The sequence below is a fragment of the Bradyrhizobium sp. 26S5 genome (assembly GCF_036923295.1).
Taxonomy (GTDB): domain Bacteria; phylum Pseudomonadota; class Alphaproteobacteria; order Rhizobiales; family Xanthobacteraceae; genus Bradyrhizobium; species Bradyrhizobium septentrionale.
This window is the reverse complement of the sequence record NZ_CP145948.1, coordinates 8,360,091-8,375,308: the sequence shown is the minus strand read 5'-3', so window position 1 is coordinate 8,375,308 and position 15,218 is coordinate 8,360,091. Positions and strand designations below refer to the sequence as shown.

At 62.8% G+C, this 15,218-nt stretch carries 11 protein-coding genes and 1 pseudogene; 6 read left to right on the top strand and 6 right to left on the bottom strand.

What is annotated here, in order from left to right; genetic code table 11:
• Positions 1–26: 26 nt before the first annotated feature.
• Positions 27–2,195 (bottom strand): hypothetical protein, encoded by a 2,169-nt coding sequence (locus V5279_RS39685; RefSeq protein ID WP_338692285.1) that lies wholly within the window; start codon positions 2,193–2,195, stop codon positions 27–29.
• Between the two features lie 20 nt (positions 2,196–2,215).
• On the opposite strand from V5279_RS39685, the gene V5279_RS39680 reads away from it, so the two are divergent.
• Positions 2,216–3,567 (top strand): IS3 family transposase gene (locus tag V5279_RS39680; protein WP_338692284.1). Its coding sequence is split into 2 segments (ribosomal slippage): positions 2,216–2,552 and positions 2,552–3,567, totalling 1,353 coding nucleotides; the frame shifts between segments, so codons are not numbered across the junction.
• Positions 3,568–3,644: 77 nt separating this feature from the next.
• Here the strand turns inward: V5279_RS39680 and opgC are convergent.
• The 3 genes and pseudogenes from opgC to V5279_RS39665 form a co-directional block, all read right to left on the bottom strand.
• Positions 3,645–3,950 (bottom strand): annotated as a pseudogene (gene opgC, locus V5279_RS39675) (OpgC domain-containing protein); the annotation flags it as partial.
• A gap of 249 nt (positions 3,951–4,199) precedes the next feature.
• Positions 4,200–4,814, bottom strand: a complete 615-nt coding sequence (locus V5279_RS39670; protein WP_166302664.1) for a TetR/AcrR family transcriptional regulator — start codon at positions 4,812–4,814, stop codon at positions 4,200–4,202.
• 174 nt (positions 4,815–4,988) lie between these two features.
• Entirely contained in the window at positions 4,989–6,161 is a 1,173-nt protein-coding gene (locus V5279_RS39665) for an acyl-CoA dehydrogenase family protein (protein WP_338692283.1), read from the bottom strand.
• A gap of 194 nt (positions 6,162–6,355) precedes the next feature.
• Between V5279_RS39665 and V5279_RS39660 the strand changes: the two genes are divergently transcribed.
• Entirely contained in the window at positions 6,356–7,453 is a 1,098-nt protein-coding gene (locus tag V5279_RS39660) for an asparaginase (protein ID WP_338692282.1), read from the top strand.
• Here V5279_RS39660 and V5279_RS39655 read toward each other — a convergent pair.
• Positions 7,432–7,995, bottom strand: coding sequence for a sigma factor-like helix-turn-helix DNA-binding protein (locus tag V5279_RS39655; protein WP_166302673.1), 564 nt, complete (start codon positions 7,993–7,995; stop codon positions 7,432–7,434). The two genes, V5279_RS39660 and V5279_RS39655, sit on opposite strands and share 22 nt — an antisense overlap.
• A gap of 187 nt (positions 7,996–8,182) precedes the next feature.
• On the opposite strand from V5279_RS39655, the gene V5279_RS39650 reads away from it, so the two are divergent.
• From V5279_RS39650 to htpG, 3 genes are all read left to right on the top strand, one after another.
• Positions 8,183–9,163: an AraC family transcriptional regulator gene (locus V5279_RS39650; protein WP_338692281.1), complete on the top strand. Its 981-nt coding sequence runs from the start codon at positions 8,183–8,185 to the stop codon at positions 9,161–9,163.
• 60 nt (positions 9,164–9,223) lie between these two features.
• Positions 9,224–10,030 (top strand): MBL fold metallo-hydrolase, encoded by an 807-nt coding sequence (locus V5279_RS39645; protein WP_338692280.1) that lies wholly within the window; start codon positions 9,224–9,226, stop codon positions 10,028–10,030.
• An 84-nt stretch (positions 10,031–10,114) separates the two neighbouring features.
• Complete coding sequence (htpG, locus tag V5279_RS39640) at positions 10,115–11,977, top strand: molecular chaperone HtpG (RefSeq protein ID WP_338692279.1); 1,863 nt, start codon at positions 10,115–10,117, stop codon at positions 11,975–11,977.
• 461 nt (positions 11,978–12,438) lie between these two features.
• On the opposite strand, the gene V5279_RS39635 is transcribed toward htpG, so the two are convergent.
• On the bottom strand, positions 12,439–13,473 hold the full coding sequence (locus V5279_RS39635; RefSeq protein ID WP_166294930.1) for an IS110 family transposase: 1,035 nt from the start codon (positions 13,471–13,473) through the stop codon (positions 12,439–12,441).
• A gap of 298 nt (positions 13,474–13,771) precedes the next feature.
• Between V5279_RS39635 and zigA the strand changes: the two genes are divergently transcribed.
• Entirely contained in the window at positions 13,772–14,977 is a 1,206-nt protein-coding gene (zigA, locus tag V5279_RS39630) for a zinc metallochaperone GTPase ZigA (protein WP_338692278.1), read from the top strand.
• The last annotated feature ends 241 nt before the right edge of the window (positions 14,978–15,218 follow it).

Here is a 15,218-nt window from a genome sequence, read left to right as displayed (position 1 = left end):
ATGTCTTCTGCTTTCGATGCGTCCTGTCATTCGTCATCGTCGCAGGTGCGCACGCTGTAGTCTCCCGCTAACCGTCCTCGCGCATCGTCCGCGTGGCGTGTGAAAGTAAATCGCCTGACGATTTCCTGGTCCATCTTCTTTGCTTCCTCACCCTTGCCGGCGCATGCAAGTGTTTGGGCCATGATCGAGTAGGCGTTGTCGACGGCGTTTCCATTCGGTGAGACTTCGAGGAGTCGCTTGAAGGTCGCTTGCGCCGCCGCCAAGTCCTTCTTGCCAAGACCCTCGGCATAAAGCTGCTCCGCTAACGCATCGTCCAACAGGTTGGAGTTCGGGAATTCGGCCTGCATGCTATTAACGGTCGCCGCGACGCTGTCCGGGGCAAAAGTGGCCGACAAGCGCACCTTCCGATAGTAAAGCCATTCGCGCAGCTTGTTGTATGAAGGAGCCTTCGGTGTGATGGAGAGAGCAATATCGGCCATATGGATTGCTTGCCGCAGGTCGCGATGCGTGAATTCCAACAAGCCATACTTCTTCAGATTCTTCCGCTTGGGATTCTCGTCGTCGATGATCGTTGAGTACTTTATGACTATGGTTCGGGTCCGCTGTATTACCTCGGCCGGTTGCTTGCTCTGAATCGTCGTGGTGAAATTGATGAAGTCGATAAATTCTCTCGACGCCTGAAGTAAGTATGGCAATTCAACAAGATTCGGATCGTCTCGCTCCTCGGCGTCGAACTTCTGAAGGGCCGCGTCTATCCGTTCCGGGCTCGTCGTTGACGGCAAGCTTTCAGGCGTGATGCCCATCAGCTTCAGGTATCGGTTGGCCAGCGTAATGGCGAGCGAGTAATTGAACTCTCGATATGCCGATCTGGCGGCGACGTAAGCGAGGATCGGCTGCTTCGGGAAGTTGGCATCCTTGTCGACGATTGATCGCATTTCGGTCGTTGGAAGACCCGAGACGGCGCGAAGGACCGCCCTCCTTGCGCCCGGATCCTTATAGTCTCCGTTTCCGACAATCATCGCCTTGGATAGATAGGGCAGTGCTTGATCGAGCTTCCCTTCGTTGATTTTCAGCCAACCCAGCATGAAGGCGGAATCATCGGCGTGAGGTGTTTTTGGATCGGCGAGAACGGCTTCAAAATGGGGGTAGATCCGGCTGACGCGCGCGGAGTAGTCAGGTATTACGTCGACTATGTACTTGCCGTTCATGAGATCGGTATCTCGTATCAGATCGCTTACCCGCTCGACCACCGTATCCGGCTCCTCAATATCGGTCTGCTTTTTCTTCAGGGTCGCATAAACATCGTGCAGTACATTGCCCAATTCTCTCAAGCCGATTGCATAGTGCAAAACCGCTCTTATCGGAGAGTCGTCGGAGCTCTTCTTGAGTGCTTCGTCGAGATCGCCGACCACATAGTGAAGACACTCGACGAAGCGATCTGAAGGATTTTTCGCAAGAAAGGCTTCGATCGATTTCCGGACTTCCGGGAAATCGGTTTTCGGTCCGTAGATGTCCAACGCATAGTGCATATGATCGGCAAGGTGCCCGATGGCACCGGACGGAAGCATCGGCCAAACGTGCGTGCGATACTTTTTTGACGGATATCGATCGAAAACGGTGTCGACGCTCGCAATGGCTGTTTCGACCGAAGTATCCCGCGCAAATCGTCGGAATGCCAACGCGACCTCAGGCCAAAGAGAATAGTCGTTGCCTGATAGGCGCCGGTCCTTGTCGAGCGCCGAAGATACGGCTGTTTCCAGCAGCCTTTGGCTGATTTCCGTGCCGTTGATCGCGATATATTGCCGGTGTCCTTGTCCCTTCTTGTCGAAGCTCGCCGTATAAACATAGCCTTTGCCGCCGCCCGCACGATAGACAGATAGGCCCTTGTTTGCAGACGCCTGAGCGTCGCCGAGAGGGTCGACGAGTACGCCGGAGTGTATGTCTCGTCCTTCTCCCAGCGCGCCGTATTCAAGAGAGGCAAGCGTGAGTTGCTCGAACTTCAGATCTCCCCATTTTACGATTACGGATTGACCATCGTTAGTCCACTCCGTTGACTCCGGTGCGCCGCCGCGTTCGCGCGAGAGCTCTTCAATCTCTCGTGCGATCTCCTTCTTGGTCAGTTGGACAGGAGTGTTTGCCGTCAGGGCGTGTGAGACAAATTGAAGGATTTTGCGGAGGGAGGATTTCTGGTTCATCGTAGCCACCAGGAGCGAAGATGAAGCAGAAATCCGGACCGGGCAAAGCGCCGGCAGAACAGGTACTAAGGGACATTCGGCGCCAGACCCGCCGGCAGTATTCGGCGGAAGAGAAGATCCGCATCGTGCTGGAAGGACTGCGGGGCGAGGAGAACATCTCCGAGCTCTGCCGGCGTGAGGGCATTGCCGCCTCAATGTATTACGGCTGGTCGAAGGAGTTCCTCGAAGCCGGTAAGCGCCGCCTGGCGGGCGATACGGCGCGTGCGGCGACCTCCGGCGAGGTGACGGATCTCCGTCGTGAGACGGCCGCATTGAAGGAAGTCGTGGCCGACCTCACCCTTGAGAACCGCCTACTCAAAAAAAGCATGAACGGGGATGGGGAGGACGAGGCATGAGATATCCTGCGTCCGAGAAGGCCGAGATCATCCAGTTGGTCGAGCAGTCGCACCTGCCGGCCAAGCGCACGCTGGACAAGCTCGGGATCCCACGCGCCACGTTTTATAGATGGTATGATCGCTATCGTGATGGCGGCGTCGAGGCGCTGGCTGACCACCGGTCTCGACCTGACCGGATATGGAATCGCATCCCCGACGATGTGCGGGGCCAGATCATCGACCTGGCGCTGGAGCTGCCCGAGCTGTCGCCGCGCGAGCTGGCCGTGCGGTTCACCGACGAACGGAAGTATTTTGTCTCCGAGGCATCGGTCTATCGGCTGCTGAAGGCGCATGACCTCATCACCAGCCCCGCCTATGTGGTGATCAAGGCGGCGAACGAGTTCAAGGACAAGACCACCGCCATCAACCAGCTCTGGCAGACCGACTTTACCTACCTCAAGATCACCGGCTGGGGCTGGTACTACCTGTCGACCGTGCTCGATGACTTCTCGCGTTACATCGTCGCCTGGAGGCTTGGTCCCACGATGTGTGCCTCCGACGTCACGGCCACACTCGACCAGGCACTCGCGGCCTCCGGCCTTGACCACATCACCGTCGCGCACCGGCCGAGGCTTCTCAGCGACAATGGTTCGAGTTACGTCGCGGACGATCTGGCCAGGTGGCTCGAATACAAGGGCATGCAGCACGTGCGCGGCGCTCCGTATCATCCCCAAACCCAGGGAAAGATCGAGCGCTGGCATCAGACCCTGAAGAACCGCATTCTGCTCGAGAACTATTATCTACCTCACCACCTCGAACGGCGGATCGGCGCCTTCGTCGAGCATTACAACCACGTCCGCTATCATGAGAGCATCAAAAACCTGACCCCGGCTGACGTCTACTTCGGCAGAGCCGAGACCATCCTAACCGAACGACAGCGCATCAAGCGTGAGACCATCGCAAACCGCCGCTTGCAGCACCAACTGCAGGCCGCTTAAACTCCAACAACAGATGAGCCAGAGCCTCCCTTCTCGAAAAGCCTGATTAGTCTCAAATTATCTGACGACGGACACTCGGCGATATAGATCACGAACAAGAGGACGTGCGCGACGTAGATCTGCCAGGCCCGCTTGATCAGGCGGGTGGCGCCGATCACGGTGCCGCGCTCGAGCATCATCCGCGCATAGACGAATGATGCGGTGTAGCCAGAGATGAACACGAACAGGTCGGCGGCGTCGCTGAAGCCGAAATTCTTCTGGGTCACCCAGTTCACCGCGTTGTTCGGGATATGATCGAGATAGATCGCCCAGTTGGCGAAGCCACGCAAGAGATCCAGGCGATAGTCGCGGCCACGCGGCGGCAGGACAGCCTTGACGTCCATCGGTTCGTTCCCTTCCCCAACCCCGCGCATTCCGCACAGCGCGCGCACACAGCGTCATAGTAGAGCAGGATCAGCATAGTTGTGTAACGGTTTTAGAAAGATCATGCTCGGATGAGAACCGCCATGCCGGTTCGTTCTGTGCGTAGCGCGTAGGATGGGTGGAGCGCAGCGATACCCATCATTTCGCCACCAGTTCGATGGGTATCGCTTCGCTCCACTCATCCTACGAGAGCCGGGACAGGGCAGCCGCTAACGCCGAACGAACCCGTTGTGCAGCGTGGTGAACAGTGCCTTGCCCTTCTTCACCAGATCGTATTTGTGGCCGTAGAGCAGCCAGACCGCGGTGAGGTGGCACATCCCGCCCATCATCAGCGACATCGCCGTGTAGGGGTCGAGATTCCTGCGATAGGTGCCGGCGCGGCTCGCCTGCTTCAGCAGCTGCACATAGAGCAGCGCGTATTTGTCGACGGCCTTCTTCACCCGCGGCTCGGCGGCAAGCACGCTCGGCCATATCTCCAGGAAGAACACGCGGCCCCAGCCCGGGTTGTCCTTGATGTACTGGAAGTTGGTCAGGAAGATGATGCGGAGCTGCTCGACCGGGTCGCCACCCTTGACCAGCAGCGGTTCGGTCTTCTGATACAGCGCCTCGAAATTGCCCGCGGGCACATCGAGCACCAGCGCGCGCTTGTCCTCGAAATAATCATAGAGGCTGGAGAGCGGCACCTTGGCCGCCGCGGCGATGTCGGTGAGCGAGGTGCCGTCAATGCCTCTCTCGCCAAACAGCCTGGTGGCTGCCGAGAGAATCTGCTCGCGCCGGTCGCGGCTGCGTTGTTGCTTGAGCTTGAGTGTCGTCCCTGAAGCCACTTCCTTCTCCAAGAGCGCTTTCGAGCGAAGCCTGTCCCGGACTTGATCCGGGATGGATACCGGTTCGCGCAAAGAAAACGCGTCAGAACAAGAATCTCCCATCCCCGCAAAACACTAAGACAGCGGAAGCGGATCACCAAGGACAATTGCAACATAAAGTGGAAGAGGCCGTTGTCAGATGGTTGTGTTGCGCCGTTCATGGCTGCGGAACGCATTGCGGGCGATGATCTGGCGCATGATCTCGGATGTGCCATCCAGAATCCGCACCACCCGTGTTTCCCGCCAGATACGTTCGAGCGGCAGGTCCTTGGAATAACCGGCACCGCCGAACAGCTGCATGGTTGTGTCGGCGACGCGCTGCACCATGTCGGCGCCGGTATATTTGGAGAGCGCCGCGGCGGCGGTGCGCGCGGCCGCGTCGCCCTGGTCGTAACGCCAGGCCGCCTCATAGGCGACGAGGCGCGCGGCGTGCAGCGAACTCGCCATGTCGGCGATCTGCCACTCGATGCCCTGATGGTCGCGCAGTTTGCGTCCGAATGTTTCCCGCTCGGAAACATGATCGAGCGCATAGTCCAGCAGCTGGCTCGCCGCGCCGACGCAATAGGCGCCCCAATGCGTGCGTCCGGCATCCAGGCACCGCATCGCGATGGCAAAGCCTTCGCCCTCCTGGCCAAGCAGATTCTCGCGCGGCACGCGGCAGCCCTCGAAGATCACCTCGGCATGATCAGAGCCGCGCCCGGCGGCCATCTCGACCAGGCGGCCGATGCTCAGGCCCGGCGTCCTCGCATCGACGACAAAGGCAGCGATGCCCTTCGCGCCGGCGGACGGGTCGAGCGTGGCGAACACGGTGAAGACGCCGGCGACCGGCGCATTGGTGATGTAGGTCTTGCTTCCGTCGAGCACGTAATGATCGCCGTCCCGCCGCGCCCGGGTCTGGATGCGGGCGGCGTCGGATCCGGCGTTCGGCTCGGTCAGCGCGAAGGCGCCGATCACGCGTCCGCTGGCAAGCTCGGGCAACCATCGGTCGCGAACGGCGGGCTGTGCGTAGAACTCGATCGCCTTCGAGCCGATATGAACGTTCACCCCGCTCAGATAGTAGAAGGCGGTGTGGGCCTTCGCGAGCTCCTCGGTCGCGATGCAGCTGCCCAGCATCGAGAGGCCGAGGCCGCCGAATTGTTTTGGCGTGTTGGTTCCGAACAATCCCATCCTGCGCAGGCCGGCCATGGCGCTCTCGGGCACCTCGCCGGTCGCCTCGATCGCGGCATCGTGGGGCTTAAGCTCGCTGCGCACGAATTCGCGCAGGCGGCTCTGCAGAACGCGGAGATCGTCGGGAAGCTCGAAATGCATGGCCTCACCAAAATTCGAATAATCTTCGAAAAATGTGCGCCGTCATCCAGGAGATGTCAAGATTTTGCGGGAGTGGCGGAGAAACACGGCGAGAGCCGGGATTTCGTCCACGACATTTTCCGCCGCAACTTCGTCGATTTGTTGCGGGATAAACCACGAGTTGTGGGCAGGAAAGTTGTCACTGGGGAAAGAAAATGATGCTGCACTCGGTTCAATCAAGCTATTCCGCGCGATGGATCGCCGGCCTTGCCGCCGCCCTTGTCATCGGGCTTACGGCGCCGGCGGTCGCTCAAAGGGCCACCGACACCACGCTTGCCCGCGTGCTCGTGCTCGGCACCGGCGGCACCATCGCGGGCCAGGCCAGCGCACGCGCCGGCAATGCCTACGACTCGGGCAAGGTCAGCTCGGCGAATCTGGTCGCGGCCATTCCGGGCATCGAGAATCTTGCCCAGATCTCGGCCGAGCAGATTTCGTCGATCGGCTCGCAGGACATGAACGACAAGGTCTGGTTCGATCTGGTCAAGCGGATCCGCGCCGCGATCGACAACAAGGAGGTCGATGGCGTCGTCATCACGCATGGTACCGACACGATGGAGGAGACGGCGTTCTTCCTGCAGAACGTGCTGGACACCGACATCCCGGTTGTGCTGGTCGGGTCGATGCGGCCCTCGACTGCGATCGGTGCCGACGGTCCGGCCAATCTCTATGAGGCGATGCGGGTCGCCTCGGCGCCGGAATCCCGCGGCCGCGGCGTGCTCGTGGTGCTCAACGACACCGTCCATGCGGCGCGCTGGGTGCAGAAGACCAACACGACCAGCGTCGAGACGTTCCGCTCGCCCGATGCCGGGCCGGTCGGCTATGTCGACACCGGCTCGCTGCGCTTCCTGCAGCCGGCCGTTCCAGCCAAGGGTGCCAAGCTGAAGCTGCCGGATGCGCCGCCGCTGCCGCGGGTCGACATCATCTATTCGCATGCCAACATGGATGCCGCCGAGATCGAGGACGCGGTCAAGCGCGGCGCCAAGGGCATCGTGCTCGCCGGCGTCGGCGACGGCAATTCATCGAAGGGCGCGATCGATGCGCTGGCGGCCGCGGCGAAGCAGGGCGTCGTGGTCGTGCGCTCGAGCCGCGTCGGCTCCGGCTTCGTGAACCGCAACGTCGAGGTCGAGGACGACAAGCTCGGCTTTGCGGTCGCGCTCGATCTCAATCCGCAGAAGGCCCGCGTACTGCTTCAGCTCCTGATCGCCAACGGCGTCACTGAGTCCTCGGCGGTTCAACAGGCGTTCGCGCGGTAGACCGTCAGCTTTGACGCGCCGCCTGCGGGTCTCGCCTCCGGCGCTGCCTTTGCGGCGCGGCGCGCCGCGAGCAGCCGTGCGCGGGCCTCTGCGAGGCGCGACATCACGGTGGTCACCGGAACGCCGGTGACCTCGGCTATCTCCTTGTAGGAGAGATCGATAACTTCGCGCAGCGCGATGACCTCGCCGAGCGGCGCGGGCAGTTCGTCGACGAGTTGTTGGATGGTCGGGGTGCCACGCGGGGCGGGAGTTCCATTCGTGCCGGCAGCATCCGCCGGCGTGCCGCGGCGGCCGGGTTTCTCGCCGAGCTTCTCCTGACAGACAGCTTTGAGGATCGCGAGCAGCCACGGCCGCACGGCCGGTCCACGCAAGCCGTCGAACTGGCGCAGTGCGCGCTGATAGCATTCCTGCACGGCCTGTTCGGCCTCCGCCGGGGTTCGCATCAGGACCTGGGCGAACGCATAGGCATCGTCGAGGCACGGCAGTGCCGCGTCACGAAACTGCTGCGCGGTTTTATTCCCGGCTTCCGCACTTCGCATCATAGGGTTGCATCTCGTGAATAGCTTTACCAGCAATCGGCGGAGTGGTATCAGGCTCCCCGCCGGAGTCGTGGACCGTCGCGCCAAGCGTAGGGACAGGAACGACAAGCGCACCCGACCTGCGCATATCTGGTAGAACGCGATCGTTCATCGCCTCGTTTCGATCGATCGCGCTTTCGGAGCACGGATCATGTCCGAGACGCAGGTGCCCAACCGGTTCTCGATTTTCCATCACGGGCTGGCCAGGGGGCCGGCCTATGAGGCGTGGCGCGAGGGCATTTGCCGCGGCTTCTGCCGGCTCGATGTCGGACCGACCGACGACAATCGCATCGATTGCCACAACGAGTTCACGCTGCTGCATACGGTCGCGATCGCGACGCCACGCGGCGGTTCGGCCCGCTTTGCCCGCACCCGCGCCCTGCTGGACGACGGCTGTGACGACCTCGTCCTGATCTTCGCGACGCGCGGCAAGGTGCAGGTCACACAGGGCAGCAAGGCGATCGAGCTGGCGCGCGGCCAGATGTGCCTGACCGAAATGAATATCGTCGGCACCGCCGATCTCACCCAGTCCGGCAGCTTTATGACGACGCGGTTTCCGCGGCGCCTGCTGCTTCAGGTGGCGCCATCCGTCGAGACGCAATTGGCGCGCGCGCTCGGGCGCGACCCGGCCTTGAGCGCGATGATCGAACGCTATTCTGCGCTCTGCACCGACCTTGCCGGCGATCTGGACGTGCCGGGCCAGCAGGCGGCGGCGCATCATTTGGCCGATCTGGTCGGTCTCGTGCTCGGCAGCAGTGCCGAGGCGAAGGAACTGGCTGCAGGCGACGGCGTGGCGAAGACGCGGCTCGATCTGATGAAGGCCGACGTGCTGAAGAATCTCGACAACGGCAACCTCACGATCCAGGTGGTCGCGCGGGCGAATGCGCTGAGCACGCGGCAGGCGCAGCGCCTGTTTGCCTCCGCCGGGACCACGTTCTCGGAATTCGTGCTCGAGCAGCGTCTGCTATTGGCGCGCCGGCTGCTGCTGCAGGAGCAGGGCGCCGGCCGCAAGGTCAGCGACATCGCCTATACGGCCGGCTTCAACGACCTGTCCTATTTCCATCGCTCGTTCCGCCGGAAGTTCGGCACAGCTCCGGCGGAGATGCAGATGGAACTGGGGCGCAGGCATTGAACGCGGCGCGCTGCTGACGTAGAGCGGGACCGGCTTCATTCCAACGCGTGGCTTCTCCCAATGCCTATCTGGACCTGCGAACAATGCGGCGCGCAATTTCCTGAAACCGCGGCGCCGCCGCCGTCCTGCCCGATCTGTGAGGACGAGCGGCAATATGTGAACTGGAAGGGGCAGACGTGGCTGACGCGCGCGGAGTTCGCCGCGCGGCATCGGCTGGTCTGGCGCGACGATCTCGATCTGGTCGGGATCGCGCTCGAGCCGGCATTTGCGATCGGGCAGCGCGCGCTCCTGGTGCCTGACCGCGGCGGCTGCGTGATGTGGGATTGCGTGCCGCTGGCGACGGACGAGGCGATCGCACATGTCAGGTCGCTCGGCGGGCTGAAGGCGATCGCGATCTCGCATCCGCATTACTATGGCGCGGTCGCCGACTGGAGCGCGGCGTTCGACAATGCGCCGGTCTATCTGCATGGCGACGATGCGCAATGGGTGACGCGGCCTCATCCGTCGATCGTGCCGTGGCAGGGCGACAGCCATCGCATCTCCGACGATATCCTTTTGGTGCGGGCGGGCGGCCATTTTGCCGGCGCCACCATGCTGCATTGGCGCAAGGGTGCCGACGGGCGCGGTGCGCTGCTGACCGGCGACATCGCGATGGTCGCGATGGACCGCCGCTCGGTCAGCTTCATGTATTCCTACCCGAACTACATCCCGCTCAATGCATCCGCGGTCCGCCGCGTCGCGCACGCGGTCGCGCCGCTGGCCTTTGAGCGGATCTATGGCGCCTGGTGGGGCAAGAACATCGCCTCCGACGCCAAAGCGGCGTTCGACCGTTCGGTCGAGCGCTATCTCGCGGCGATCTCGGACTGACGGTTCCCGCCGCTTGGCTTGCCAGGCGGTGCGATCGCGCTATATCAGGGCTTTCCCGCCACCTGCGATTGTCCGAGTTTCCGCATGACATCAACTGCCGCCGCCGAATCCCAGCCGTTCCAGGCCGAGGTTGCCGAATTGCTGCACCTGATGGTGCATTCGGTCTATTCCGAGACCGACATCTTCCTGCGCGAACTGATCTCGAACGCATCTGACGCCTGCGACAAGCTGCGCTACGAGGCGATCGCCAATCCCGGCCTGATCACCGACGGCACGCCGCCGGAGATCAAAATTATCCCGAACAAGGCGGCCGATACGCTCGCCGTGGTCGATACCGGCATCGGCATGGAGCGTCAGGAACTGATCGACAATCTCGGCACCATCGCGCGCTCCGGCACCAAATCGTTCCTGTCGAAGCTGACCGAGGCCAAGGACGGCGCCAATCTGATCGGCCAGTTCGGCGTCGGCTTCTACGCCGCCTTCATGGTCGCCGACAAGATCGTCGTCACCAGCCGCCGCGCCGGCTCGGATGAAGTGTGGGTGTGGTCGTCGGAAGGCGGCAGCGGCTTCGAGATCGCGCCGGCCAGCGAGGAGGCGGCAAAGCGCGTCGTGCGCGGCACCGAGATCGTGCTGCATCTGAAAAAGGACGCCGCCAAATATCTCGAGGCTTACGAGATCGAGCGCATCGTCCGCGAATATTCCGACAACATCCAGTTTCCGATTCTTTTGGTGCCGGAGGAGGGCGAGCCGCGCCAGATCAACTCGGCGAGCGCGCTGTGGCAGCGCTCGAAGTCGGAGCTTTCGCCGGAAGACTATGCGCAGGCCTACAAGCAGATCGCAGGCGCCTTCGACGAGCCGGCGATGACGCTGCACTACCGTGCCGAAGGCCGGCAGTCCTACGCCGTGCTGCTGTTTGCGCCATCGACAAAGCCGTTCGACCTGTTCCAGGTCGAGCGCAAGGGCAAGGTCAAGCTCTATGTCCGCCGCGTCTTCATCGCCGACGATGCCGAGCTGTTGCCGGCTTATCTCCGCTTCATCCGCGGCGTGATCGACAGCGAGGACCTGCCGCTCAACATCTCGCGCGAGATGCTGCAGAACAATCCGCAGCTCGCGCAAATCCGCAAAGCCGTCACCAGCCGCGTGATCGGCGAGTTGGAAACGATAGGCGAGAAGGAGCCGGAGACGTTTGCCAAGATCTGGGATGCGTTCGGCCCGGTCATCAAGGAAGGCCTGTACGAGGATTTCGAGCGCCGCGAAAAACTGCTGGCGCTGGCGCGCTTCACTACGACGTCGGGCGAGAACCGCTCGCTGAAGCAGTATGTCGACGATCTCAAGCCGAACCAGACCGAGATCTATTATCTGGTCGGCGACAGCGTCGAGCGCCTGAAGTCGAACCCGAAGCTGGAATCGGCGCGCGCCCGCGGCATCGAGGTGCTGCTTTTGACCGATCCGGTTGACGCGTTCTGGACCTCGGCACCGCTCGATTTCGGCGGCAAGCCGCTGAAGTCGCTGAGCCAGGGCGACGTCGATTTCGGCCTGATTCCGCTGGCCGATGACACGGACGACAACAAGGACGAGCCCGCAGCCGATGCCGCGACCACGATCGCTGTCATCAAGGATGCGCTCGGCGAGCGCGTCTCTGACGTCCGCGCCTCGCAGCGGCTGACCGCGAGCGCGTCGTGTCTGGTCGCCGGCGGTGACGCGCGCGACCGCGCGCTGGAGCGGCTGCTCGCCCAGCAGAACCGCGGCGCGATCACTAAACCGATCCTCGAGATCAATCTGCGCCACCCATTGGTCGCAGCGCTCGCGACCGACACCGCGCAGGCCAAGGACCTGTCGCTGTTGCTGTTCGAGCAGGCGCAGATCCTCGACGGCGAGATACCCGACGACCCCGCCGCCTTCGCCGGCCGCATGAACCAGCTCGTGCTGCGCGGTGTGGCGAAGTAGGGAAGGTTCGTAGCTCTCTATCCCCGTCATCCTGAGGAGCGCGCACTTGCGCGCGTCTCGAAGGATGCACGGCCTCGATGCATCAACGCGGAAAGAGCCGGGCCGTCGTGCTTCGAGACGCCGCTTCGCGGCTCCTCAGCATGACGGGACCAGGAGCATCGCCGTAGGCGCGAGTTGACCCCCGGATATCGCTCCGTTCATCCGGGCTTCTGTAACGGGCCTTTGTAAGTCAATCCCTTTTTGCGTGATCCACTCGCCGGGCACTTGCTTCTGTACGGGATCGGCGCGAAGGCCGTCGCCTGATGGGGTGCATTGAGGAGCCGGCCGGCCAATCTACGGAAGCGTGGTTGTGAGCCACTTCCCGGATGGCGGCCTGACCGGATCCATCGTCCCGGCGCAGGGACCTCGCTCAGGGAGAGCCTGGTGTCGTGGCCCGCCCAGAACCGATTGCTGCTCCTTGCTTAGGTTGCCGAGGCCTTGGCCATCGGGTTGAACGGTTTGGCGTCGGCGAGCATGCGATGCAGAACGACGGCGAGCTTGCGTGCGAGCGCCACCTTGGCCTTGCGCAGGCCTGCGCGCCGGGCGATCCGCATCGCCCAGCCTTTCAGCGCCGAGCAGTTCCTGACCGGCTTGGTCAGCATGACGTGAGCCGCCTGATAGAGCGCCTCGCGCACGGAGGCATCGCCGATCTTGCTGATGCGGCCGGTATAGTCGGTTTCGCCCGATTGGTACTTCTTCGGGGTGAGGCCAAAATGCGCTCCCGTCGCCTTCGAGGACCGGAAGCGCTTCGGGTCGTCGACCGCCGAGGCGTAGGTAAGCGCCACGATCGGGCCGACGGACGGTGTCGTCATCAGGAGGCGGGCTTGAGGGTGCGACCTGGCGAGCTTTTGGGTGTGCTTATCCAGGCCATTGAACTCGCGCCGCAGCACGGCGTGGGCTTCGAGCAGCGCCTGTGCCACGATCTCAAGTCCGGGATGGCCCGCTACGAGCTCCCGGATGCGTTCGGCGAACGTGCGCTCGGTGGTCGTGCCGACCTTCAGACCGAAGCCGCGGAGCACGCCGCGCAGGCTGTTCTCGATGTCGCGCAGCTTGGACTGCAGCAGCTTGCGTGCCGTCAGAACCGCCCGCGTCTCCTGCGCTTCGATCGACTTGCAGTGCACCGGCCGGAACCAGCCCAGCCGCATCAGTTGCGCGATCCCGCGGGCATCGTTGCGGTCCGACTTCACCGGCATCGCCTTGAAGGCATCGCGGACGTGCCGCGTCTCCAACAGTTCGACTGCCAGGCCCGCATCCCGCATCGCTGCGTAGAGCCATTGCGACAGCGGACCAGCCTCCAGCCCGATCCGTTCCAGCACCAACCCCAGCGACCGCAACCAGGTGATCAAGGCCTCCGGCTCACTCGCAACCCTCGCCTCGCGCAAAATCTTACCTGTCCCATCGACAAGGCAGACGCTCGAGCATTCCAAAGACACGTCGATTCCTGCATAGTGGTACATGGTCGTCCCTTAATGATGCTTGGAGCGGGCTTGCCCGACTCCGTTTATTGACACCATCAGTTTGAGGGACGACCGCCTTCCAACCAACAGGCCGCTCGCGAGCGCGCTTCCAAATCGCGCCGTAGCGAGCGGGCGGCCGGCCCGTTACCCCATCTACGCTTTCATGGAGACATAAACCGACTGCCCCGCATCCCGGCGCTTGACAGGTCGTCGCCTCAATGATGTTATGTTATAACATTACATATCCAATGACCCATGTCCCGCCGTCGCCCATCCCTCCAGCAACTGTTTGATCTCGATGCAAAAACTCCCCGTCACCATCTTGTCCGGCTTCCTCGGGGCTGGAAAGACCACTTTGCTGAACCACGTGCTGAACAATCGCCACGGCCTGAAGGTTGCGGTGATTGTGAACGACATGAGCGAGGTGAACATCGATGCCGACCTGGTTCGCGATGGCGGTGCGAACCTGTCCCGGACTGACGAGAAACTGGTCGAGATGAGCAATGGCTGCATCTGCTGCACCCTGCGCGACGATCTCCTGAAGGAGGTGCGCGCGCTGGCCGAGAGCGGCCGCTTCGACTATCTGCTGATCGAATCGACCGGCATTTCCGAGCCGCTTCCGGTCGCCGCGACCTTCGAGTTTCGCGATGCAGATGGCCAAAGCCTCTCCGACGTCGCGCGGCTCGACACCATGGTCACGGTGGTCGACGCCGCCAATTTGCTGAAGGACTACGCCTCGACCGATTTCCTGAGCCAGCGCGGCGAGGCGCTCGACGGCGACAAGCGCACGCTGGTCGATTTGCTGGTCGAGCAGATCGAGTTCGCCGATGTCGTCGTGCTGAACAAGATCGATGCCGCGACACCGGCCGAGCGCGAGGTAGCCCGCACCATCGTGCGCGCGCTCAATCCCGACGCCGACCTCGTCGAGGCGAGCTTTGCAAAAGTCCCGTTCGACCGCGTGCTCGACACCGGCCGCTTTGCTTATGAGCGCGCGCAGCAGCATCCGCTCTGGCACAAGGAGCTCTACGGCTTTGCCGAGCACGTGCCGGAGACCGAGGAATACGGCATCACGAGCTTCGTCTATCGCGCGCGGCGGCCGTTCGATCCGGCGCGCTTCCACGGCTTCCTGCGCGAGAGTTGGGGCGGCGTGATCCGCGCCAAGGGCCATTTCTGGATCGCGACGCGCCCGGATTGGTGCGGCGAGATGAGCCAGGCCGGCGCGATCGTCCGCACTGAAGGCCTCGGCTCGTGGTGGGCGGCGATCCCGCGCGAGCGCTGGCCGGATCATCCAGATTGGCAGCTGATGATGCAGCGGAGCTGGAACGATCTCTATGGCGATCGCCGCCAGGAGCTGGTGTTCATCGGCTCCGGCATGAACGAGGACGACATTCGCCGCCGGCTCGATGCCTGCCTCGTCACCGGCCGGCCGGGCATGGACCCGCAGGCCTGGAAAAAACTCCGCGATCCGTTTCCGCCGTGGAGAACGGCAGGCGAGGCGGCGTGAAGTGATAGGGACGCGCCCTCTATCCCCGTCATCCCCGCGCAAAGGCTCCGCCTTTGACGCTGGAGGTGCGAGCCTTGCGGCGCACTTGCGCCGCTGGGCGAGCCTCGAAGGATGAATCGGCCCCGAATGTTTTCACGGGGCACCATCCGCTCGTGCGGACAGCCGGGCCGTCGACCCTTCGAGACGCGCGCCAAGGCGCGCTCCTCAGGGTGACGGTCGCGGAGGGCGGGGGGCTGCGAGG